Origin of the sequence: Achromobacter pulmonis (genome assembly GCF_021733725.1) — a bacterium.
Classification (GTDB): domain Bacteria; phylum Pseudomonadota; class Gammaproteobacteria; order Burkholderiales; family Burkholderiaceae_B; genus Achromobacter; species Achromobacter pulmonis.
This window is the reverse complement of the sequence record NZ_JAIFOT010000001.1, coordinates 1,279,889-1,299,901: the sequence shown is the minus strand read 5'-3', so window position 1 is coordinate 1,299,901 and position 20,013 is coordinate 1,279,889. Positions and strand designations below refer to the sequence as shown.

At 69.0% G+C, this 20,013-nt stretch carries 19 protein-coding genes; 3 read left to right on the top strand and 16 right to left on the bottom strand.

The genetic code is table 11. The features are described 5' to 3' along the window. Position 1: 1 nt before the first annotated feature. Positions 2 to 874, bottom strand: a complete 873-nt coding sequence (locus tag K2W61_RS05940) for a universal stress protein (RefSeq protein WP_236755191.1) — start codon at positions 872 to 874, stop codon at positions 2 to 4. A 257-nt stretch (positions 875 to 1,131) separates the two neighbouring features. On the opposite strand from K2W61_RS05940, the gene K2W61_RS05935 reads away from it, so the two are divergent. Both K2W61_RS05935 and K2W61_RS05930 read left to right on the top strand, forming a co-directional pair. After that, a complete protein-coding gene (locus tag K2W61_RS05935; RefSeq protein ID WP_175131861.1) occupies positions 1,132 to 1,770 on the top strand; it encodes a trimeric intracellular cation channel family protein in 639 nt (212 codons plus the stop codon). Positions 1,771 to 1,857: 87 nt separating this feature from the next. Further along, complete coding sequence (locus K2W61_RS05930) at positions 1,858 to 2,583, top strand: GntR family transcriptional regulator (RefSeq protein WP_419761633.1); 726 nt, start codon at positions 1,858 to 1,860, stop codon at positions 2,581 to 2,583. 77 nt (positions 2,584 to 2,660) lie between these two features. Here the strand turns inward: K2W61_RS05930 and K2W61_RS05925 are convergent, their stop codons facing one another. Genes K2W61_RS05925 through K2W61_RS05910 form a run of 4 tightly spaced genes read right to left on the bottom strand, consistent with a single transcriptional unit; the run spans position 2,661 to position 5,622 of the window. After that, entirely contained in the window at positions 2,661 to 3,431 is a 771-nt protein-coding gene (locus K2W61_RS05925) for a LamB/YcsF family protein (protein WP_236755189.1), read from the bottom strand. Beyond that, positions 3,428 to 4,435 (bottom strand): 5-oxoprolinase subunit C family protein, encoded by a 1,008-nt coding sequence (locus K2W61_RS05920; protein WP_175131858.1) that lies wholly within the window; start codon positions 4,433 to 4,435, stop codon positions 3,428 to 3,430. The genes K2W61_RS05925 and K2W61_RS05920 overlap by 4 nt, the downstream gene beginning before the upstream one ends. Beyond that, positions 4,432 to 5,166, bottom strand: coding sequence for a 5-oxoprolinase subunit PxpB (gene pxpB, locus K2W61_RS05915; protein ID WP_175131857.1), 735 nt, complete (start codon positions 5,164 to 5,166; stop codon positions 4,432 to 4,434). The genes K2W61_RS05920 and pxpB overlap by 4 nt, the downstream gene beginning before the upstream one ends. Before the next feature lie 24 nt (positions 5,167 to 5,190). Then, positions 5,191 to 5,622 carry a VOC family protein gene (locus tag K2W61_RS05910; protein ID WP_054503561.1) on the bottom strand — a complete coding sequence of 144 codons (432 nt, stop codon included), beginning with the start codon at positions 5,620 to 5,622 and terminating at the stop codon, positions 5,191 to 5,193. 141 nt (positions 5,623 to 5,763) lie between these two features. Between K2W61_RS05910 and K2W61_RS05905 the strand changes: the two genes are divergently transcribed. Then, a complete protein-coding gene (locus K2W61_RS05905; protein ID WP_175131856.1) occupies positions 5,764 to 6,639 on the top strand; it encodes a LysR family transcriptional regulator in 876 nt (291 codons plus the stop codon). A gap of 11 nt (positions 6,640 to 6,650) precedes the next feature. Here the strand turns inward: K2W61_RS05905 and K2W61_RS05900 are convergent, their stop codons facing one another. From K2W61_RS05900 to phoB, 11 genes are all read right to left on the bottom strand, one after another. Further along, the gene (locus tag K2W61_RS05900; protein ID WP_236755188.1) at positions 6,651 to 9,026 is read right to left on the bottom strand and encodes a TonB-dependent receptor; all 2,376 of its coding nucleotides are present in this window, start codon (positions 9,024 to 9,026) and stop codon (positions 6,651 to 6,653) included. A gap of 292 nt (positions 9,027 to 9,318) precedes the next feature. Further along, positions 9,319 to 10,305: a FecR domain-containing protein gene (locus K2W61_RS05895; RefSeq protein ID WP_236755187.1), complete on the bottom strand. Its 987-nt coding sequence runs from the start codon at positions 10,303 to 10,305 to the stop codon at positions 9,319 to 9,321. 20 nt (positions 10,306 to 10,325) lie between these two features. Then, entirely contained in the window at positions 10,326 to 10,850 is a 525-nt protein-coding gene (locus K2W61_RS05890) for a sigma-70 family RNA polymerase sigma factor (RefSeq protein WP_175140186.1), read from the bottom strand. A 269-nt stretch (positions 10,851 to 11,119) separates the two neighbouring features. Next, the gene (gene serA, locus K2W61_RS05885; protein WP_175140185.1) at positions 11,120 to 12,319 is read right to left on the bottom strand and encodes a phosphoglycerate dehydrogenase; all 1,200 of its coding nucleotides are present in this window, start codon (positions 12,317 to 12,319) and stop codon (positions 11,120 to 11,122) included. A 134-nt stretch (positions 12,320 to 12,453) separates the two neighbouring features. Beyond that, complete coding sequence (locus K2W61_RS05880) at positions 12,454 to 12,924, bottom strand: DUF411 domain-containing protein (protein WP_236755186.1); 471 nt, start codon at positions 12,922 to 12,924, stop codon at positions 12,454 to 12,456. A gap of 18 nt (positions 12,925 to 12,942) precedes the next feature. Next, positions 12,943 to 13,887, bottom strand: a complete 945-nt coding sequence (locus K2W61_RS05875; RefSeq protein ID WP_419761589.1) for a copper resistance protein B — start codon at positions 13,885 to 13,887, stop codon at positions 12,943 to 12,945. Positions 13,888 to 13,905: 18 nt separating this feature from the next. After that, a complete protein-coding gene (locus K2W61_RS05870; RefSeq protein ID WP_236755185.1) occupies positions 13,906 to 15,693 on the bottom strand; it encodes a copper resistance system multicopper oxidase in 1,788 nt (595 codons plus the stop codon). A gap of 123 nt (positions 15,694 to 15,816) precedes the next feature. Beyond that, complete coding sequence (locus K2W61_RS05865) at positions 15,817 to 17,217, bottom strand: heavy metal sensor histidine kinase (protein ID WP_236755184.1); 1,401 nt, start codon at positions 17,215 to 17,217, stop codon at positions 15,817 to 15,819. Further along, entirely contained in the window at positions 17,214 to 17,900 is a 687-nt protein-coding gene (locus tag K2W61_RS05860) for a heavy metal response regulator transcription factor (protein WP_175131853.1), read from the bottom strand. Before K2W61_RS05860 ends, K2W61_RS05865 begins: the two co-directional genes overlap by 4 nt. A 51-nt stretch (positions 17,901 to 17,951) precedes the next feature. Then, positions 17,952 to 19,259 (bottom strand): phosphate regulon sensor histidine kinase PhoR, encoded by a 1,308-nt coding sequence (gene phoR / locus K2W61_RS05855; protein ID WP_175131852.1) that lies wholly within the window; start codon positions 19,257 to 19,259, stop codon positions 17,952 to 17,954. A 12-nt stretch (positions 19,260 to 19,271) separates the two neighbouring features. Beyond that, the gene (gene phoB, locus K2W61_RS05850; protein ID WP_006386862.1) at positions 19,272 to 19,970 is read right to left on the bottom strand and encodes a phosphate regulon transcriptional regulator PhoB; all 699 of its coding nucleotides are present in this window, start codon (positions 19,968 to 19,970) and stop codon (positions 19,272 to 19,274) included. Positions 19,971 to 20,013: the final 43 nt, after the last annotated feature.

Genomic DNA, 20,013 nt, shown 5'->3' with positions numbered 1-20,013 from the left:
GTTATTCCTCGCCGGTCAGCCGGACGATCAGCACGTCGCTGGGCAAGGCTTCCAGCAACCGCTCGGCGACGCTGCCGATAGCCGTGCGCAGCAGGCCGGTACGGCCATGGGTGCCGGTGACGACCAGATCGGAACGATGGTTGAACGAATATTCCGACAGCACCGTTTCCGGCTGGCCGCATTCCATTACGACGTTGGGCGGCGCCACGTCGGCCAGTTCTGGCGTGGCGGCGATGAACTCGCGCGAACTCTGCTCGGCCGCGTGGTAGAAGCTGCGGGTCACGGCGTCGTCCGGCACGGGGTTCTTGCCCTGGAACGGCACGTCGTAGGCATGGAACAGCGTCAGGCTGGCGTTAGGCACCAGTTGCAGCGCGGCGCGCAGCGCCTGGCGCGAGCCGGCCGAAAAGTCGGTGGCGACCAGCACGTCGCGATACGGCTTGCGCGGCCGGTTCTTGACCACCAGCACGGGCTGGCGCGCCTGGCGCACCAGCTTTTCGACCGTGGTGCCCAGCAGCAGGCGGCCCAGGGTTTCGTCGCGCGCGATGCCGGCGATGATCAGCGAGCAGCCGAAGCTGTCGGCCGTTTCCATGATGCATGTCAGCGGATCGCCCTTGGTGACCACGACTTCGGTGGGCACGCCAGCGTTGGCCAGGTCCTCGGCCAGTTCACGCTCGGCCAGGGCCTTGTGGTCGGCCGCCAGCCGCCGCCAGACCGGCGTGGTCAGGCGGGCCGGCGCGGCATGGTTTTCCATGACGTGCAGCACCACCAGTTTGGTATTGAGTTCCTTGGCCAGTTGCAGCGCGCGGTCCAGGGCGCGATCGCCCCGCGCGCTCAGGTCCGTGGCCAGAAGGATGGGGCCGGTGTGTTGTGACATGCGTTTCTCCCGATATGGGGCCGGCCGTTGGCTCCCGCTAGCCTCCGGCTGGCCGAAATCGCCCTTGCGGGCATACCCCATTGTCCCGCCGGACCAGGGGCGGCGGCTTGACCGATATCAACGCGCTTCCAGCGTCAGACAGGCGCGCGCGAGCGGCAATCGCCCGGCGGCCGCGCTGTCAATACAATGAGGCCTGCCGTCCGCCGCGCGACCGTCTCCGGTTCTGCCGCGGACCTGTCCGTCCACCGGCCCGGTCCATGTTCTACGATCTTTCGCCCGTTCTGCTGCATTCCCTTTACCTGGTCGCCATCGTGGCCGAGGCCATGACGGCGGCGCTGTCGGCTGGCCGCCGCGACATGGACTGGATGGGAGTCTGCATCATCGCCTGCGTCACCGCGCTGGGCGGAGGTTCGTTGCGCGACGTGCTGCTGGGGCACTATCCGCTGACCTGGGTGATCCATCCCGAATACCTGTGGATGACGGCGGGGGCGGCGTTGCTGACGGCGCTGATCGCGCCGGTGATGCGGCGCCTGCGCAGCGTGTTCCTGCTGGCCGATGCGCTGGGCCTGGTGGCGTTCACGGTGATCGGCTGCCAGGTGGCGCAGCTGATGCAGCTGCCGATCACGGTGGTGCTCATCAGCGGCATGATCACCGGCTGTGCCGGCGGGGTGCTGCGCGATGTGCTTTGTAACGAAGTGCCACTGCTGTTCCGCAAGGAACTGTATGCCAGTGTGTCAGTGGTGACCGGGGCGCTTTACCTGGGCGCGCAGGCCCTGGGCCTGCCGGCCAATGCGGCGGTGCCGATCGCCCTGGCGGCCGGGCTGGCGCTGCGTTTGCTGGCGCTGCGCTTCAATTGGCAGATGCCGAAGTTCGTGTATCGGGACGATTGGCACTGAGCCGGGTGTCGATGCGCATTCCTGCAACAATTTTCCTATTTATGTTTCAATTTTTTTCTAGTATCTTCTCGATATCGCAATACTTGCATCACGCAGTACAAGGGGAGCCGATTGGACGTCAAAGCGCCCGCCACGATTCCGTACTTCCTACAGGAACAGATTCGTGAGTTGATAGTGGATGGCACTATCAGGCCCGGGCAGCCATTGCGGGAACAAGAACTGGAGCAGCGTTTCGGCACCAGCCGCAGCCCCATCCGGGAAGCGCTGCGCCTGCTGGAACTGAGCGGCCTGGTGACTCATGTCCAGCGCAAAGGTTTCCGGGTCACCCTGTATACCGAAAGCCAGATCCGCCACCTGTACAAGCTGCGCGCGGAACTGGAGGCCTATTGCATTCGCCAGGTCGCCGAGGTGGACGATATTTCGCCGCTGGTGGCCGAGTTGCAAGGCTATGACGCGGCGATTGCCGCCGCCTTGGCCAAGCGCGACGTGCGCGCTTACATCGTGGCGCAGCGCGAGTTCTACCTGGCCATTGCCCGCTACACCGGCAACTCGCCGCTGGCGGACGTGCTGACCCGGCTGTACGAGCAGGTCGAGCCGCTGCGCTACCTGCGGGCGCGCCAGAGCATGGAATCGAACAATCTGCAGGCCTATCCCCACGGCATCACGCAGGCCCTGGCCAGCCGTGATTTCGACCGTGCCGCCGAGCTGACCCGCAACTACGTGCTGGAAGTGTTGCCGGGTATCCTGCGCGCCTACCGCGAGGCTTCGCTGCTGGACGCGGAAGAGCCGGCGCCACGCTACGGGCGCGGCTAGCGCCGGCGGCCCGCCGCGCCGGTGGCGCTAGCCGGCGGCCAGGGCGCGCCTCGCCGGCCGGCGGCCCAGACGGGGTCTCAGGCCTGTGCCGACGGCGTGCGCACGGCGATGCCGGCCTGTTCCAGCGCCTCGCGGATGGCGCGGGCGAAGACCAGCGCATTGGGCTGGTCGCCATGGATACAGAGCGTGTCGGCCTGCACCGCTACGTCCTTGCCGTCGACCGAGCGCACCTTGCCTTCCCTGACCATGCGCACCACCTGCGCCACCGCCTGGCCGACGTCTTCGATCATGGCGCCGGCGCGGGTGCGCGGGGTCAGCGAGCCATCGTCCTGGTAGGAGCGGTCGGCGAAGACCTCGTTGGCCGCCGCCAGCCCGATGGCGCGCGCGGCGTCGATCAGCTTGCTGCCCGCCAGCCCGTACAGCACCAGCGAGGCATCGACGTCCTTGATCGCCTGGCAGATGGCGCGCGCCAGGCCTTCGTCCTTGGCAGCCATGTTGTAGAGCGCGCCATGCGCCTTGACGTGATGCAGCCGCGCGCCTTGCGAAGCGGCCACGCCGGCCAGCGCGCCGATCTGGTAGACCGTGATGTCGTAGGCCTCGTCCGGCGTGGTCGGGATGGCGCGGCGGCCGAAGCCGGCCAGGTCCTGCAGGCTGGGGTGCGCGCCCAGCGCCACGCCCTGCGCGAGGGCGGCGGCCACGGTCTTGCGCATGGTGGCGGGGTCGCCGCCATGGAAGCCGCAGGCGATGTTGGCCGAGCTGACGAAGGCCAGCACCGCGGCGTCGTTGCCCATGCTCCAGGCGCCGTAGCTTTCGCCCATGTCGCAGTTCAGGTCGATGCTTGTGCTCATGAGGGGGTTCCTGTCGTTGCCAGCCGCGCGCGCAGCGGCGCCAGCGCGTCCAGCAATTGGGTGAAGGCGCGCTCGCGCTCGCCGTCCAGGCGCTGCGCCTCGTCCAGCTCGATGCGCGCAAAGCGCAGCGTGCGGCCGGGCGCCGATTGCGCCAGTAGCGGCAGGTCGACGGTGGCGATCTGCGCGATCTTGGGATAGCCGCCAGTGGTCTGCCGGTCGGCCATGAGAATGATGGCTTCGCCGCCGGCCGGCACCTGCACGGTGCCGAAGCAGGCGGCTTCCGACAGCATCTGGCGCGGCTGGCTCATGGACAGCGCCGGGCCTTGCAGGCGGTAGCCCATGCGGTCCGACTGCGGACTGATGCGGAACTCGGCGCCGCCAAAGGCCTGGCGGCTGGCCTCGGTGAATTCCTGCCACTGCAGGCCGGGCAGGAAGCGGATGGTGTCGCGCTGCTTGGCGCCGAGCGCGCCGGGCAGGTAGATGCGCAAGTCCCACAGCGCCTTTTGCAGCGCGTCGAGGTCGTCGCCGGCCAGCGTGTGGCGCAGGCCGACCTGGTCGCCCTTGGTCAGCGCGCGGCCCTTGAAACCGCCGAAACCGCTGCGCAGGTAGGTGGTTTCGCTGCCCATCACCGGCGTCAGCGCGAAGCCGCCATGGACGGCCAGATAGCCGCGCACGCCGTTGGCGGGCCGGGCGCCGAAGGCCAGCACGTCGCCGGCGCGGGCGATCAGCGGGCGATGCAGCGCGATCTCCTGGCCGTTGAGCGTGGCGCCCAGGTCGGCCCCGGCCAGCGCGAAGCAGGCCGGCGCGTCAAAGCGCAAGGTCGGGCCGGTCAGCGTCATTTCGAGCGTGGCCGGGTCGCCGCTGTTGCCGGCCAGCGCGTTGGCCAGGCGGTGGCCGCGTTCGTCCATGGCGCCGGCGGCCGGGATGCCCTGGTGTTGGTAGCCCTCGCGGCCGCGGTCCTGGAAGCTGGACAGCATGCCCGGCTTGATGACGGTGATGCTCATGGCCGGGCCTCCCGCAGGCGCTCGAATTCGTCGGCGCTGATCGGCACGAAGCGCACCGAGTCGCCCGGTTGCAGGTAGGCGGCGGGTTCGCGTGCGGGGTCGAACATGGTCAGGGGCGTGGTGCCGATGATGTGCCAGCCGCCCGGCAGGCGGTTGGGGTAGATCACGGTCTGGCGGTTGGCGATGGCCACCGCGCCGGGCGGCACGGCGGTGCGCGGCGAGGCGCGTCGCGGCAGATTCAGTTTTTCGTCGTGTACGCCCAGGTAGGCGTGGCCGGGGGCGAAGCCCAGCATGAACACCATGCTGCGCGGGCCGCTGTGCAGCGCGATGACCTGGTCGGCAGTCAGGCCGGCGGCGCGGGCGACCTCGTCGAGGTCGGGACCGTGCTCGCCGCCGTAGCAAACGGGGACGTCGATCTCGCGGCCGGCGGCGGCGTCCACCGCGATGCCGTCGGCCAGCAGCGCTTCGATGCGCTCGGCCAGATCGGCGTAGGTGGGGCCGTTGCCCAGGCCGTCGGGCCGGTAGTGCACCGCCACCGCCACGAACGACGGCACCACGTCGGTCACGCCCGGCAGGCCGGCCTCGCGCAGTCGGCGCGCCGCCGCCAGGCAGGTACGGCCGATGGCGGCGTCGATCTGGTCGCCGAACGTGATGAGCAGGCAGCGATCACCCTGGGGCTGGATGCGCCAGGCGGCTTCGGCCGGAGAAGATGTGTCTGATATTGCGTTCAACGGCACGAAACCTGTAGAGACGGATTACTTGGCGAACAACGAGTCCAGGTTCTTGAACGCCTTGAATTCCAGCGCATTGCCCGACGGGTCCAGGAAGAACATGGTGGCCTGCTCGCCGACTTCGCCCTTGAAGCGGATGTAGGGCTCGATGACGAACTCGGTGCCGGCATCGGTCAGGCGCTTGGCCATGGCTTCCCATTGTTCCATGGAAAGCACCGCGCCGAAATGGCGCACCGGCACATTGTGCGAGTCGACCGCGCTGGTGGCCTTGTGGCCGCACTCGCTGGGGGCCAGGTGGGCGACGATCTGGTGGCCGTAGAAATTGAAGTCGATCCAGTCGGGCGAGCTGCGGCCCTCCGGACAGCCGAGCTTTTCACCATAGAAGGCGCGGGCTTCGGCCAGGTCGCGGACCGGGAAGGCCAGGTGGAACGGCGGCAGATTGGTTTGAGCGGTCATGAAAAGCTCCGGGTCAGACGGAAAAGGTAATTCAGAATGCGGACCGTCACCAGTGGGGCGTGTCCGGACCCGTAAGTTTATGAATTGTTTTTTTGATTGAAAAACGATATTTTTTGTGTCTTAGCATCGAAAATATTGATTGTGATCAAAGAATTCAAAACCTTCATTGCGGTCGCGCGCGACGGTACCTTCACCGGGGCGGGGACCCGCCTGGGCCTGACGCAGTCGGCGGTCAGCGCCCAGATCCGGCGGTTGGAGGACTACCTGGGGGTGGCATTGTTCGATCGCAGCGCGCGCGCCGCGGTGTTGAACGCCCACGGCCGCGAGATGCTGCCGCAGGCCGAGGAACTGGTGGCCATGGCCGAGCGCATGGCGGCCAGTGCCGGGGGCGGCCATGTCAGCGGCTCGCTGCGCATCGGCGCCATCGCCTCGGCGCAGCAGGACCTGCTGGTGCGGGCGCTGGCCGAATTCCGCGCCGGCTACCCCGACGTGCGCGTGCGCATCGTGCCCGGGGTGTCGCTGGCGCTGCTGGGGCAGGTGGACGCGGGCGAGGTCGACATGGCGCTGCTGATCCGGCCGCCGTTCGCGCTGCCGCCGGAACTGGGCTGGCAGCCGCTGCTGCGCGAGGAAGTGGTGCTGGCGATGCCCGCGGCGCTGGCGCCGACGCCGTGGCGCGAGGCGCTGACCACGCAGCCGTTCATCCGCTACGACCGCGCCTCGTTCGGGGGGCGGGTGGTCGACCTGTTCCTGAAGAAGCAGCGCATCGCCGTGCACGAAGCGGTGGAACTGGACGAGATCGAGGCCATCGCCAACATGGTGCGCCATGGCTTGGGCGTGGCGTTGCTGCCGCGCCTGCGCGGACTGGACACGGACGGCCTGCGGCTGGTGTCGCTGGGGGAGGCCGCCTTTTACCGCGAGATCGGCCTGATCGGACGGTTGCCGTTTGACTCGGGCAGCGTCGGCGGCAAGATGGCGGAGTGCCTGGCCAGGGCGGCCGGCGCGATGCCGGCCCCCTGACACCGGCCGCGCTAGAACGCCGCGGTCACCGACAGCAGCAGCGTGCGCGGCGCCGCCACGGTCAGGCCTTCGCGCGCGGCGGATTGCCAGTAACGCTTGTTGAACACGTTTTCCAGCGTCGCCCGCAAGGTCACGGGCGTGCGGTTGATGTTCGTCGCATAGCGCGCGCCCACGTCGAAGCGGGTCCAGCCCGGCAGTTGCTGCGTATTGGCCGCGTCGACGTACTGGGTGCTGGTGCGCAGCACGCGCGCCGTCAGGGTCAGGCCCTGCGCGAACGGCGTGTCCCATTCCGCCGCGGCGTTGAATTGCCAGCGTGGCACGGCGGGCGCGGCGTGCCCGTCGTTCGCGCCGCCGCGGGTCTTGGTCAGCATGCCCTGGGTATAGGCCACGCCGCCAAGCAGGCGCACACGCCGCGCCAGTTCGCCTTGCAGCAGGAATTCCACGCCGCGGTTACGCTGCCGGCCATCGGCCTGGTAGCGCAGCGTATCGGGGTCGACGTAGGCGCTGGGCTGCTCGATCTGGAACGCGCTCAACGTGGTGGCGAGGGTGCCGAAGTCGTACTTGGCTCCGATCTCGTACTGCCTGGACACGTCCGGCTTGAGCGTTTCGCCCGCATTCGCGGCCTCGGCCGGCGCGGTGCCGCCCTGGCTCAGGCCCTCGATGTAATTGCCGTACAGGGACAGATGCGGGCCGGGCTTGAGCGTCAGGGCGAACGCCGGCGTGAGGGCCGACTTGCCGTAGTCCGAAGTGCGGTCGCCGGTCGCCGGGTTGTAGTTCACCGATTGCACGCGTTGCTGGCGCAGGCCGGCCGTCAACTGCACCGCGCCGTCCAGCACGGACAGGGTGTCGGCCAGCGCCACGCTGTACAGCCGCGTGTCGCTGGTCTTGCCCAGATCGGTGGGCTTGGCGATGTCTGGCCTGGCCAGGTCGACGGGATCGTAAAGGTTGGAGAACACGGTGGAAGCGCGCACCCGCGCCGACGAATAATCAATGTCGAGGAAGCTGGCGGACAGGGTGGGTTCGTGCTGGATCGGGCCGGTGTCGAAGCGGCCGCGGAGGCCGATTTCTCCGGTCTTGCTCAACAGCCTTTCGTTGAGGCGGGCGGGCACCGAACCGATCCGTCCGGTGCCGTCGAGCATCAGCCAGGTTGTTTGCAAGCTCTCGAAATCGTGGCGCCGCGCGCCCAGCGCGCCGTAGACCGTCCAGTCATCGGAAAGATCATATTCGGCCCGCACGTCGCCGCTCCATTCCTTCGCCTTCCAGTAGGTCCAGTCGGGGAAGACGTTGCGTTTCGGATCCGGCGCGCGGCCGATCTCCTGGCCCGCGCCGGGCGGGAACAGCAGGCCGCTGCGGGCGTCCGTCACGCGGTTCTGGTAGTTGATGTCGCCGTCGATGCGGAAACGGTTGCCGCGATAGTCCAGCCCGAGCGAAAGCGCGCCCAGGTCCTCGCTGGCGCCGGAGATGTTCATGTCGCCGCCGCTGCGCAGCACGTTCAGCCGCACGCCGGCGCGGTCATCCTCGCCGAAACGGCGCGAAATGTCTGCCTGCGCGCCGAACTGGCTGTTCTCGATGTACGACAGCGTCACGCGGTTGAGCGGCTCGTCGCCAGCGCGCTTGGGCACCAGGTTGATCGCGCCGCCGATCGAGCCGAAGGGCGCCATGCCGTTGAGCAGCGCATTGGGGCCGCGCAGCACCTCGACGCGTTCGATGCCGATCAGGGACGTGGCGTTGCGCGGCGAAATGCCGTACAGGCCGTTATAGGCGACGTCGTAATTGAACAGTGTGAAGCCGCGGATGTTGAATTCGTCGCGGCCAGCGCCGCGCGCGTAGGTGTTGCGCACCGAGGGATCGTTGATCAGCACATCGCCAATGTTTTGCGCCTGCTGGTCTTCGATCAACTTGGCGGTGTACGCCGTTGCGCTGAAGGGGGTGTCGAGGAAGTCGCGGTTGCCGAGCAGGCCGATGCGCGCGCCGCGCGCCACTTCACCGCCCGCGTACGCTTCGGGCAGGCCCGAGGCGCTGGCGCCTGTCACCACGACGGCGGGCAAGGTGGTGGCCGAGGCCGCCGGCGCGGGCCGCAGCGCATAGCCGCCCTCGGGCCGACGCACGGCTTGCAGGCCGGTGTTGCTCAGCAGGATCCGGAATGCGGTGTCCACGCGGTAGGCGCCGCGCACGCCGGGGCTGGTTTTGCCCGCCGTCATGTCGGCCGGCACGCTGAGCAGGATGTTCGACTGTTCTGCGAAGCGGCTCAGCGCGCCGGCCAGCGGGCCGGCGGGGACGTCATAGGCATGGGGGGCGCTGGCGGCGGGCGCCGCGTTCTGCGCGTGCGCCGTTGTGACAGCCGTCGCGGTCATCAGGAGCGCGCCCAGCACGGTCTGGCGCAACATGCGATTCACGGCGGCCGGCCGTGGCAATGAAGGGGGAGACGACCCGGGACGGGCGGGGTGTTGCGGGCGGCGCATGGAGCGGTCTTCCTTGGAGTAGGGGTGGACAAGGAGGGGCCAACCGCTTGCGCATACGGCGCGTCGGCCTGCGGCCCGGCAGGGGCCGGGCCGCAGGGGGGGGGCGTTGCGGTCCGCGGGGTCCTCTTTCCTTGTTGATCGGACGAGCGACGGAAAAGCGAACCAGGACGCGCATTTTTTTTGGAGGGGCCGCGCGCGGCCGGCGGCGCGGACCGGTTTACTTCGGTTCCAGCGTCACCCACCAAGGCAAGGTGCGCTGGACGCGTATCGGCAACTCGCGTTCGAGCATCGCCAGCGTGCGCGGCAGGTCGTTGGCCGGATAGCGGCCGATCACGCGCAGGCTGGCGATGCGGGGATCGACGCCGGTGTAGCCGAGGTGATAACGCCCCAATTCCGCGACGAGCTCGCCCAGCGGCAGGTTTTCGGCCAGGAGCACGCCGCGTGACCAGGCTTGCCGGGCGGGGTCGGCCGGCGCGGCCGCCGAGATGGCGTCGGCGCTGTAGCGTTTTTGTTCGCCACGGTTAACGAGCGCTTCCCGCCCGGAGAGCGTGCGGATCCGTACCTGACCCTCGTAGACCGCCAGCAGGATGTCGTCGTCGGCCTGCCTGACGGTGTAGCGGGTGCCCAGGGCCTGCAGCCGGCCGAAGCGGGTGTCGACGAAGAACGGGCGCTGGCGCGGGTCTTGGGCGGTGTCGATGAGGATTTCGCCGCCAGCCAGGGTCAACAGGCGTTGCGTGTCGTCCAAGCGCACGTCGATGGCGCTGCGGGTGTTGAGCCAGACGCGGGTGCCGTCGTCCAGGACGAGCCGGCGTTGCTCGCCGATTCCGGTGGCGTAGTCGGCGCGCCAGGCCGTCACCACGGCGGGCAGCGGTGTGAACCGCCAACCGAACCAGCCCAGCAGGCCGACACCGCCGAGCGCGAGGATGCGTCCCGCCGCCCGGCGGCGCGCGGACGGGCGCTGCGAGGCGACCTGTATTGCCTGCTCGCCGGCATCGCGTTCACCGTCGGCGCGCAGCACGGCGAAGCGGCGGCTCACCGCCTCGACGTGTGCCCATGCGCTGCGGTGTTCGGGCCGCGCGTCGAGCCACTGTTGCCAGGCCAGACGCTGCTGGGTGCCGATATCGGCATTCTGCAGGCGCGCATACCACTCGGCCGCGACTTTCAGGCTCTCATGATCCGCGCGTGCCGCGAGGTCCGACGCCATGGCGGGGCGGGGCGCCGCCACTAGTTCAACCCGGCGTCGATCAACGCCAGGTGCAGCATGGCCTGGGCCAGGTATTTCTGTACCATCCGCGGCGATACCCCCATCTGGGCGGCGATCTCGCGGGTAGAGCGTCCATGAATCTGTGCCTGGATGAATGCCGTGCGCGTTTTTTCCGGCAGGCGGCCGAGCCATTCGCCGACTTCCAGCAGGGTCTCGATGACCAGCGCCTGGTGCTCGGGCGATGGCGCGCAGGCTTGCGGCAGGGCGGCCAGGCTGTCCAGCCAGGCCTGTTCCACCTGCCGGCGGCGCCAGAGGTCGGTGCACAGGCCCTGGGCCATGGCGCGCAGATAGGCCCGCGCGGCGCCGGCGCTGGCAAAGCCCTCCGGCGCGGGCCGCACGATCAGCCGCAGGAACGCGTCGTGCGCCAGGTCGGCGGCATCCGCGGCGTTGCCCAGGCGGCGCCGCAGCCATCCCAGCAACCAGCCATGATGATCGCTGTAGAGAGCGTGCAGGTCTTGCTGCACGGGAAGATCGGCGGCGGACATCGGACGGACTTGGGCGCGGCAACCGCGCCAATTGCGATATGGATAGGAATGGTTATCGTTTATACCTGAAGTCCGTATCGTCGCGCAATGCCGCGCGCCAGCGGCTCGCGAAGCGATGCGTGCCCGGATCGATGCCAGCCAGCGCGATAGCGCGCATGAGCGGCCTCGCAAAAAGAACAATCCCCACTCGGCGTGCCGCTTCGTGGGGATCGGGCTGCCCTTCTCATCAAGCCCGCGTATCGCGGGCTGCGGGGGGGCGTGGCCGCGTCTTAGACGCGGTCGCAGCGCACCGTGATCGGATGATCGCGCAGCGCCGTCATGACGACGTCGTCGACCTGGCCTTCGACGTCGGTGATGACATAGCCGATCTGGCCCTTGGTCTGCAGCGTCTGGCTGACGATGTTCAGGCCGTGCTGCGCCATCAGGTTGTCGAGCGTGCCGAGCGCGCCGGGGGCGTTGCGGTGCACATGCAGGATGCGCGTGGCGCCGGCCGGCTCCAGGTAGGGCAGCTCGGGGAAATTGACCGCGCCCTTGGTGGTGCCGGCCTGCAGGAAGCGCACCAGTTTTTCGGCCACTTCGCGGCCGATGTTCTCTTGCGATTCCTGCGTGCTGCCGCCGATGTGCGGGGTCAGGATGACGTTGGGCAGGCCGATCAGCGGGCTGGCCAGCGGTTCATCGGCGCTCTTGGGTTCGGTGGGGAACACGTCGAGCGCGGCGCCGGCCAGGTGGCCGGACTTGAGCGCGGCGTGCAGGGCGTCGATGTCGACCACGGTGCCGCGCGAGGCGTTGATGAGGATGGCGCCGCGGCGCATGCGCGCGATGGTCTGCGCATTCATTATGTTCTCGGTCGACTTGCCGCCGGGCACGTGCAGGGTGACCACGTCGGCCTGTTCCAGCAGGTCGTTGAGCGAGCCGGCCGGGCGTGCGTTGCCCAGCGGCAGCTTGGCTTCGACGTCATGGTAGATGACGCGCATGCCGAGGCCTTCGGCCAGGGTGCTGATCTGCGAGCCGATATTGCCGTAGCCGACGATGCCGAGGGTCTTGCCGCGCGTTTCGAAGGCGCCGGCGGCGCTCTTGTCCCAGTGGCCGAGATGCACGCGGGCGTTCTTCTCGGGGATGCGGCGCAGCAGCAGGATGGCTTCGCCCAGCACCAGCTCGGCCACCGAGCGGGTATTGGAGAAGGGCGCGTTGAACACCGGGATGCCACGCTGCATGGCGGTGTCGAGGTCGACCTGATTGGTGCCGATGCAGAAGCAGCCGACGACGCGCAGGTCGGGATTGCCGGACAGCAGGGCGGCATCCAGATGGGTGCGAGAACGGATGCCGACGACATGGGCGCCGCGCAGGGCGTCCTGCAACTGCGCTGGCGGCAGGGCCGCGGCGTGCGTGACGATGTCGGTATGGCCGGCGGCTTCGAAGACGGCGCGGGCGCTCGGATGGATGTTCTCGAACAGGACGATGTGTGCCATGACTGCCAGGGGTGAGGTAGGAAATGCGTTCTATTTATTGTGGCGCATTTCCGCTGCGGTGCAAAAGGTACCCATAGCCATGGTGGGGATGAATTGTTTCAGGCGGGTGGCCGGGGCGTGCCCGACCACGGCGCTCAGCGATACGCCTGGAACACCTTGGCGCCGCCGCGCCTGTCCACCAGCAGGACATCGTGCGGGGTCTTGCGGCCGCCGTATTCGGGGCCGTCCATGCCGGGCGAGCCCAGCGGCATCCCGGGGGCGGCCAGGCCGGCGGCGTCGGGTTTCTCCAGCAGCAGGCGGCGTACGTCGCTGGCGGGCACGTGGCCCTCGATGGCGTAGCCGTCCACCACGGCCGTGTGGCAGGAGCCATAGTCGGCCATGCCGGCGTTGCGGCGCACCGGGCCGGTGTCCTGGACGTCGTGGGTGGTGACTTCGAAGCCGTTGTCGCGCATGTGCTTGACCCAATCCTCGCAACAGCCGCAGGTGGGGGTCTTCCAGACCTGGACCTTGGGCGCGGACTGGGCCTGCGCGAGGATTGGCGCATAAAGCGGCAGGGACAGCGCGGCCGCCACGATCAGGCGGGCGGGAACGAGGATTGTTTTCATGGATCTCCGCGAGAAGGATCAGAACCAGAAGCGCACGCCCGCCAGCACGGCGGCCTGCGAGCGGCCTTGGCCGGCGGCGGAGGCGTAGTCCGCGGTGCGGCCGAATTTACGCGCAAAGGATACCCCGACGTAGGGCGCGAACTGGCGCGTGACCTCGTAACGCAGGCGCAGCGACAGCGAACCGCTGGACAGACCGGAGCCCACGCCGCGTTCGGGATCGTTGCGACCGTAGGCGCTGGCTTCGATTTCGGGGGTGAAAATCAGACGCTGGGTAAGCAGCAGGTCGTATTCGGCCTTCATGGCCAGCGCGGTGCGGCCGGACGGGCCGGCGTAGGCGGTGGTTTCGAACTCGATGTTGTAGGGCAGCACGCCCTCGATGCCGAGCGCGGCCCAGTTGCGTTTGGGGCCGGTGCCGAAATCACGCCGCGCGCCCACTTGCAGGTCCCAGAACGGCGAGATGGCGTGGCTCCAGAAGGCCTCGACCTTGGCGCCGGAGCCGCCGCCGCTTTCGCGTTCGCCTTCGCTCTTGACCACCAGCCGGTCGGTGGCGGTGCCCCACCAGAAACGGCCGTCCCATTCCAGCGCGTTCTGGCCGTCGCGGTTGCGCGACCCGCCGAACTTGTCGAACAGCAGCCGCGACGAGGCGTCGTTGTCCATCATGTGCGGGTGGATGCCGTAGCTGTCATAGCCGCGCGGGCTGGCGCCGTCGCTGGACGGCAGGCTGCCGACGGGGGGGACGGCGGCGGGCGTGCCGTGGTCCATGCCGGTCATGGACGAATGATCCATGGCGGGCGGTGTCGCCGGCTGCGGCTTGGGGGCGCCCGGGTTCATGTCTGGCATCGAACCGTGATCCATGCCGGCGTGGTCGCTCATGGCCTGGCCCAGGGCGGGCTGGCCGGCCAGGAACGCCAGCAGGGCGGCGGCGGGCGCGGCGCGGCGGAACAGGGGAAAGGAAGTACGCATCGTCCGGTTTCTCATCGCCTACGCCACCACGACCGCCCTGAACATGCCGGCCTCCATGTGGTACAGCAGGTGGCAGTGGTAGGCCCAGTTGCCGCGCGCATCGGCGCTGACGCGGTAGCTCAGGCGCTGCGCGGGGTTGAGCGACAGGGTGTGCTTGCGTACCTGGAAGGCGCCGTCGGGCGATTCCAGGTCGCTCCACAGGCCGTGCAGGTGGATGGGGTGAGTCATCATGGTGTCGTTGACCAGCACGAAGCGCACGCGCTCGCCGTAGCGCAGCAAGATGGGCTTGGCGTCGGAGAACTTCACGCCGTTGAATGACCACATGTAGCGTTCCATGTTGCCGGTCAGGTGCAATTCGATCTCGCGGGTCGGTGCGCGGTTGTCGTCGGGTTCGCGGATCGCGCGCAGGTCGGCGTAGGTCAGCACGCGGCGGCCGTTGTTGCGCAGGCCGATGCCGGGGTCGTCCAGGCGGGTGGACACCACGTCGGGCAGCATCGAATTGCCGGGGCCGCGTTCTGCCGGATAGGGATGCCTGACCTCGACGATGCCGCCCTGAGCGGCGCCGTCGCCATGGCTGGCGCCGTGGTCCATGCCCGCCATCGCGTCGGCGGCGGGGGCCGTCCCGTGGTTCATGCCGCTCGTCCCCGCCATGTCGTGGCCGCCGCCGCCCATGTCGTGCTTCATGCCCATGTCCATCATGCCGAGCAGTTGCACGCGGTCCACCTGCGGCACCGCCGCCTGCATGCCGGGGCGCGGCGCCAGGGTGGCGCGGGCGTAGCCGGAACGGTCCATGGCCTGCGAGAAGATGGTGTAGGCGCGGTCTTCGGCGGGCTCCACGATCACGTCGTAAGTCTCGGCCACGGCGATGCGGAATTCCTCCACCTCGACCGGCCGCACGTCCTGGCCGTCGGCCGCCACCACCGTCATCTTCAGGCCGGGAATGCGCACGTCGAAATACGTCATGGCCGAGCCGTTGATGAAGCGCAGCCGCACGCGCTCGCCGGGCTTGAACAGCCCGGTCCAGTTGCCGGCGGGCGTTGCGCCGTTGGTCAGGAAGGTATAGGTGGCGCCGGACACGTCCGCCAGGTCGGACGGGTTCATGCGCATCTGTTCCCACATCAGGCGCTCGGACAACGCCGCGCGCCAACCCTTCTCACCCGCGTCGCGGATCAGGCTCTGCACGCTGGGCTGGTTGTGGTTGTAGTAGTCGGGCATGGCCTTGAGCTTGTTGAAGACCCGCATCGGATCTTCGTCCGTCCAGTCCGACAGCAGCACGATGTAGTCACGATCCGAAGCGATGGGATCGGGCCGCCGCGGCTCGATCACGATGGCGCCGTATAGGCCGGTCTGTTCCTGGAAGCCCGAATGGCTGTGGTACCAGTAGGTGCCGCTCTGGCGCAGGTCGAAGCGGTAGGTGAAGGTCTGGCCCGGATCGATGCCGGCAAAGCTCAGGCCCGGCACGCCGTCCATGCCGGTGGGCAGCAGGATGCCGTGCCAGTGGATCGAGGTCTGTTCGCGCAGGCGGTTGGTGACGTGCAGCGTGACCGTGTCGCCCTCGCGCCAGCGCAGCAGGGGCGCGGGCACCTGGCCGTTGACCGTGGTGGCGATGCGGGCGGCGCCGGTGTAGTTCACCGGGGTCTCGCCGATCTCCAGGTGGAATTCGGTGCCGCGCAGTTCGGCGGGCATGGCCGGGGCCGCAGGCGGGGTCGCGCTGGCGGCGCGCCAGCCGCCCAGCGCCGCCAGCGCGCCGCCGGCAGCCAGCCCCTGCACGAAGCGGCGGCGCGCGGGAATGGGGAAGGCTTTCATGGCGGATTGGCGGCGACGCCGCGGGTGATGCGGGGCAAAGTGCCTGTCATGCTGTTCCCTTCATAGGGGTTGACCATGGCGGCACTTTAGGAAAACCGGGGTGACCCGGTTCTGTCGGTTGGATTACTTCTTTGTAATGTTGGCGCCGACGGCCGTGGGCGCGGGCCCGCGCAGGGTGATGCCGACCACCGTGCCGGCGGCGCCGCAGGCGGCGTCGACCTCGCCGCCGTGCATGCGGGCGATGGCGCGCACGATCGCCAGGCCCAGGCCGTGGCCTTCGCTGCGCGGCGCGTGCGCCTGGCCCGAGCGGAAGAAGCGGTCGAAGATGCGCGGCAGGTCGGCGGCCGGGATCGGCACGCCGGGGTTGCGTACCTCGATCCGCGCGCCGGTCGGCAGCGGTTGGCAGGCCAGCACGATCTCGCCGCCGCGCGGCGTGGCCCTGATGGCGTTGGAGATCAGGTTGGCGAGCGCGCGGCGCACCAGCCCGGGGTTGGCGGCGACGCGGGCATCGCCGTCGCAGCGCAGCGTGACGCCGCTGTCCTCCAGCGCCGCCTCGTAGAAGTCGGCGACGCGCCGGGCCTCGGCGGCCAGCGACACCGGCGCCAGGTCGACGGCCCGTTCGCCGCGGTCGGCGCGGGCCAGGAACAGCATGTCGTTGACCAGCGTCTTCAGGTCTTCCAGCGTTTCCAGGTTGGATTCGAGCGCGTCGCGCAGTTCGGCGGCATCGCGGCCGCTGGACAGGGTCACCTGGGTGCCGTTGATCAGCGTGGCCAGCGGCGTGCGCAGTTCGTGCGCGACGTCGGCGTTGAAGCCTTCCATCTGCTGGTAGGCGGTCTGCAGCCGCTCCAGCGTGCGGTTGAACGACAGCACCAGTTCATGCAATTCGCGGTCGGTGTCGCGCAGCGGCAGGCGCACGGCCAGATTGTCCGGCTGGATGCGCGCGGCCTGTTCCGACAGCCGGCGCGTGGGCGCCATGCTGCGGCGCACGGCCCAGGCCGCCAGCACAACAGTGGCGCCGACCCATAGCGCGCAGATCAGCGCCAGTGCGGTGCCGTAGGCATAGAGGAACTGCGAGCTGGTGCGGGTGCTGACCGCCACCGTCAGTTGCGCGCCGGGCAGGATGCGGTCATCGACCGCGACACGCAGGCCGCGCATGCGGGTGCCGTCGGCGCGCTGCAGCAGCACCTGCCGGTCCGGCAGAGTCTGCAGCGTGTCGGGCGCCTCGCCGCCGTAGACCGGGTGCCCTTGCGCGTCGACGATCCAGATGCCCAGCTGGCTCTGGCCGGCGCGCATGTCGTCGAAGGTGGCGGCCAGCTCGCGCAGGCCGCGCGCGCTGTTCTGCATGTCGATCAGGTGATTGATCAGCTCCAGCTTGCCGCTGACTTCGGTGATCTCCTGGCGCTCGACTTCGCGCTTGAGGGCCCAGAACAGGGTGGCCCCGGCCAGGCTGGAGACCAGCAGGGCGATGGCGCCCAGCAGCAGGGTCAGGCGCGCCTGCATCGAGCGCACGCGCGGCAGCTTCATTCGCGCGCCGGCTCCGGCCGCGCTTCGAGCACGTAGCCCATGCCGCGCACGGTGTGCAGCAGCTTGGCCTCGAACGGGTCGTCCAGCTTGCCGCGCAGGCGCCGCACGGCCACGTCGATGACGTTGGTGTCGCTGTCGAAATTCATGTCCCAGACCTGCTCGGCCAGGGTGGTGCGCGACAGCACCTGGCCCTGGCGCCGCAGCAGCAAGGCCAGCAGGTTGAATTCCTTGGCGGTCAGGTCCAGGCGGCGGCCGCCGCGCGCAACCTTGCGGCGCGCCAGGTCCAGCTCCAGGTCGGCCAGGCGGAACACGGTGGGTTCCTGCGAACGGCCGCGCCGCAGCAGGGCCTGCACGCGCGCCAGCAGCTCGGAGAAGGCGAAGGGCTTGACCAGGTAGTCGTCGGCGCCGCCTTCGAGCCCGCGCACGCGGTCTTCGACGGCATCGCGCGCGGTCAGCATCAGGATCGGCGTGTCCTTGTTGGCGCGCACGGCGGCCAGGATGCCGAAGCCGTCCAGGCCGGGCAGCATCACGTCCAGCACGATCAGGTCGTAGGCGACTTCCAGCGCCAGGTGCAGGCCGTTGACGCCGTCGCGCGCCAGGTCGACGACGTGGCTCTGTTCCGACAACCCTTTCTTGAGGTAGTCGGCCAGCTTGGGTTCGTCTTCGATGACCAGGATGCGCATGGCCGGAAATTTACCATCCGTGCCGCGCTTGCGGCACGGGGGCGCGGCGGCTCAGGCGGCCGGGTCGATGGCGATGCGGTCGGGCGGGAAGCGCAGCGCGAACACGCTGCCCTTGCCCGGCTCGCTGCTGATGAGCAGTTCGGCGTCGTGGCGCATGGCGATGTGCTTGGTGATGGCCAGGCCCAGGCCGGTGCCGCCGACGGCGCGCGAACGGCCGCGGTCGACGCGGTAGAAGCGCTCGGTCAGGCGCGGGATGTGCCGCGCGGGGATGCCGATGCCGGTGTCCTGCACGCTGTAGCGGGCGCCGCCGTCGGCTTCGCGTTCCCAGCGCACGGTGATGGTGCCGCCGTCCGGCGTGTAGCGTACGGCATTGGTCAGCAGGTTGGACAGGGCCGAGGTCAGTTCGGTCTCGGCGCCAAGCACGTCGAGGGTTTCGTCGACGTGCCATTCGAGCACGTGGCGGCCGCCCGACAGGGCCTCGATCTGTTGGCGCGCCTTCTGCAGCAGCGCGCCCATGTTGACCGCGCGCGGGTCGCTGCCGGGCGACGACTCCAGCGTCGATAGTGTCAGCAGGTCCTCGACGATGGCCTGCATGCGCTGCGCCTGCTCGTGCATCATGTCCAGGTACTGCGCGCGCTGCTCGGGCGGCAGGGCGTCGGCGGGCATGTCGCGCAGCGTTTCGAGGAAGCCGGCCAGCACCGTCAGCGGCGTGCGCAGTTCGTGCGAGACGTTGGCGACGAAATCGCGGCGGGTGGTTTCGAGGCGCTCGATCTGGGTGACGTCGCGGGTGATGAGCAGGCGCTGGTTGCTGGCGTAGGCCGTCAGTTGCATCATCATCAGCCGTTCCTGGCCGTTCTGGCCCAGGCGCACCAGGATCGGGTCGGGCCAGGCGGCGCGGTGGGCGTACTCGACGAATTCCGGCGCGCGCAGCAGGTTCAGCAGGTTGTGGCCGCGGTCGGCCGGCAGCCGCAGGCCCAGATGCTGGCGCGCCATGCGGTTGCACCAGTCGATCTGGAAATCTTCATTGAGCGTGACCGCGCCGTCCGGCAGGGCCTGGGCCGCTGCCAGCATGCCTTGCATGGTGTCGCGGGTTTCGGCCAGCTCGCGGGCGCGGGCCCGGGTGTAGCGGTAGAGCGGGGCGAGGATGTCGTCCCAGGGGCCCACCGAAGCGGGCGGGGAGGTGTCCGGGTGCCTGGCCCAATGGGAAACCAGGTGCAGGCGCCAGCTGCGCCACAGCAGCATGGTGACCAGCGCGGCGCTGAACAGCGCCCAGCCGGCCGGATCGCCAATGAGCCATTGCGCCAAGAGCGCGATCGCCGCCCACAGGGCGACCAGGATAAGGGTGCGCAGCCAGATCATCGTGCGGCAGTTTTACCGCGCCGGGACCTGTGCCGTAAACCGGTAGCCGCTGCCGCGCACCGTTTCCACGTGCGCATCGTGACCGCTGGGTTCCAGCGCCTTGCGCAGGCGGCGGATGTGGACGTCGACGGTGCGTTCCTCGACGAACACGTGATCGCCCCAGACCTGGTCCAGCAATTGCGAGCGCGAGAACACGCGTTCCGGGTGGGTCATGAAGAAATGCAGCAGGCGGAATTCGGTGGGGCCGATCTGCAGCGATTGGCTGTTGCCCGACAGGCGGTGCGTGACGGGGTCCAGCTTGAGGCCGCCGACGTCGATCACGTCGTCGGTCAGCTGCGGCGCGCGGCGGCGCAGGACAGCCTTGATGCGGGCCATCAGCTCCTTGGGCGAGAAGGGCTTGGTGATGTAGTCGTCGGCGCCGGCTTCGAGGCCGTCGACCTTGTCCTGCTCGGAGCCCTTGGCGGTCAGCATGATGACCGGCACGGCGCGGGTGCGCTCGTCGTTGCGCAGCTTGCGCGCCATGGCCAGGCCGGAGGTGCCGGGCAGCATCCAGTCCAGCAGAATCAGGTCCGGCAGTTCGGCGCGGATCAGGGTCTGGGCCTGGTCGGCGTCGAACGCGCGCAGCACTTTGTGGCCGGCGAAGGACAGGTTGACGGCGATCAGTTCCTGGATGGCGGGTTCGTCTTCGACGACGAGGATGGTGCTGGACATGGCGAATTGGGCACGCTTCTGAGCGCCGGCGCGGCGCGAACAT